General features: G+C 71.9%; 1 protein-coding gene. It reads left to right on the top strand.

What is annotated here, in order from left to right; all coding sequences use genetic code 11:
• Positions 1 to 189: 189 nt before the first annotated feature.
• A complete protein-coding gene (locus tag IRZ30_RS17085) occupies positions 190 to 2,097 on the top strand; it encodes a S9 family peptidase (RefSeq protein WP_294086915.1) in 1,908 nt (635 codons plus the stop codon).
• Positions 2,098 to 2,151: the final 54 nt, after the last annotated feature.

Here is a 2,151-nt window from a genome sequence, read left to right as displayed (position 1 = left end):
TCTCCCAACTTTGGGAGAGGGGAGCATGACGTATGACGCATGAGGCGTGACATTCCCCCTCTCCCAAGGTTGGGAGAGGGGGTTAGGGGGTGAGGGCCGTATCCGCCCGCTCCCCCCTGCCGTATCATGTGCTTCGGGAGTCCTGCTCCCCTGTCCAGAGTGCAAGACGAAGAGCGAGTGACGCACACGATGACGAGCAAGCAACGCTATACCCCGGACCACGCGGTGAACCTCCGCATCGCGAGCGACGTGCAGGTGGCGCCGGACGGGCGGCACGTAGCCTTCACCGTCGCGCCCATCGGCCACAAGGAGACGAAGCCCACCTCGGCCATTTGGCTGGCGCCGGTCGAGAACGGCGAGGCGCGGGAGTTCACCATGGGCGCGGTCGTGGGGCATGAGGACAAGATGCCGCGCTGGTCGCCCAACGGCCGCACCCTCGCGTTCCTCTCCGACCGGACGGAGCGTGGCGCGCACCAGATCCACCTGATCGACCTGGAGGGTGGGGAAGCGCGCCCGCTCACGAGCGTCCCCAAGGGGCTGGATCTGCTCGCCTGGGCGCCCGACGGCCGGTCGCTGACGGCGACGGCGGACCGGCGCGCGCTGGCCGGGGAAGACAAGCCCGCCACTGAGGTGCGGGTCGCCAGCGCGGACGCGCGCCCGCGGGTGATCGTGCGCGTGCCGGTGGAAGGCGGCACGGTGCGGGTGCTCGGTCCAGCCGAGGGGCATGTCTGGGCCTACGCCTGGAGCGCCGACGGCCGGCGTGTCGCCGCGCTGACCACGCCCGGCAACGGGCTGGACGAGCCCGCGCGGGGCGTCCGCCTGCTCGTGATCGACCCGGTCACCCGCGCCGAGCGCGTCCTCACCACGCTCGACACCCTCCCGGTGACGCTCCAGTGGTCCCCCGACGGCAGCCGGCTCGTGGCAGTGGCCAACGTCCCGGGGAGCGCCGACGACACCCGCGTGCTGCTCATCGACCCCGAGTCCGGCGCGATCGACACGCTGGAGGCGGGTGCGACGACCCCGCTCTGGGCCGGCTGGCTGCCGGGCCAGGAGCCGCGCCTGCTCACGCTGGCCGAGGAGGGGCTGTACAACCGGATCGACTTGGTCAACCTCAGCGACGATACCCGGCAGCAGCTCGACCCCCTCCCGCCCGGCGGCGGGGCGCAGGCGCCACTCAGCGTCAGCGCCGACGGCCGGACCCTCGCCTGCATCCGCACGCACCCGGCGGGGCCGCCCGAGGTCTGGGCCGGGCCGATCGACGGCGAGCTGCGCTGCCTGACCCACCTGAACCCCCAGCTCGACGATGTGGCGATTGCCCCGATGGAGCCGGTCGAGTGGACCGCCAGCGACGGGCTGACGATTCAGGGCTGGCTGCTCCGTCCGCCTGGCGCGGAGCCGGGGAAGCGCCTGCCACTCATCGTCCAGGTCCACGGCGGGCCGACCTCCCGCTGGGGTCCGACCTTCCACGGCACCTGGCATGACTGGGGGCAGATCTTCGCCGCCGCGGGCTACGCCGTGCTCCTGCCGAACCCGCGCGGCAGCACCGGCCGGGGCGCCTCATTCACCGCCTCCAATCGCGGCGACCTCGGCGGGATGGACTTCGACGATGTGATGCGTGGGGTCGACTGGGCCATCGAGCAGGGGATCGCCGATCCGGACCGCCTCGGCATCGCCGGCTGGAGCTACGGCGGGTTCCTCACCGCCTGGGCTATCACTCACACCGACCGCTTCAAAGCCGCCGTAGCCGGGGCCGCGGTGACCAACTGGCCGAGCAAGGTCGGCACGACCGACATCCGGCCCTACAACGAGGCCCGCTTCCCCGGCCCGCTCCACGAGGCGCCCGACGCCTATTGGGAGCGCTCGCCGATCCGCTATCTGGGGCGGATCACCACGCCGACGCTGGTGGTCCACGGCGAGGCCGACGTGCGGGTCCCGCCCGAGCAGGGTATGGAGCTCTACCTGGGCCTGCGCGCCGCCGGTGTGCCGACCGACTTCATCACCTACCCCCGTCAAGGCCACGCCTTCCACGAGCGCGCCTTCCAGCGTGACCTCCTGCAGCGCCTCGTGGCGTGGTTCGACCGGTGGATGGGGAAGTGAGGGATGTTGCGTCATGCGTCATACGTCATACGTCCCCCTCACCCCCCTGCCCCC

The sequence above is a fragment of the Sphaerobacter sp. genome (genome assembly GCF_019683595.1).
Taxonomy (GTDB): Bacteria; Chloroflexota; Chloroflexia; order Thermomicrobiales; family Thermomicrobiaceae; genus Sphaerobacter.
The sequence above is the reverse complement of the archived record's forward strand: the minus strand, read 5'-3'. Positions and strand labels throughout refer to the sequence as shown.

Coding starts and splice junctions, on each gene's coding strand:
- IRZ30_RS17085 (WP_294086915.1), top strand. CDS start 190: ATGACGAGCAAGCAACGCTATACCCCGGACCACGCGGTGAACCTCCGC.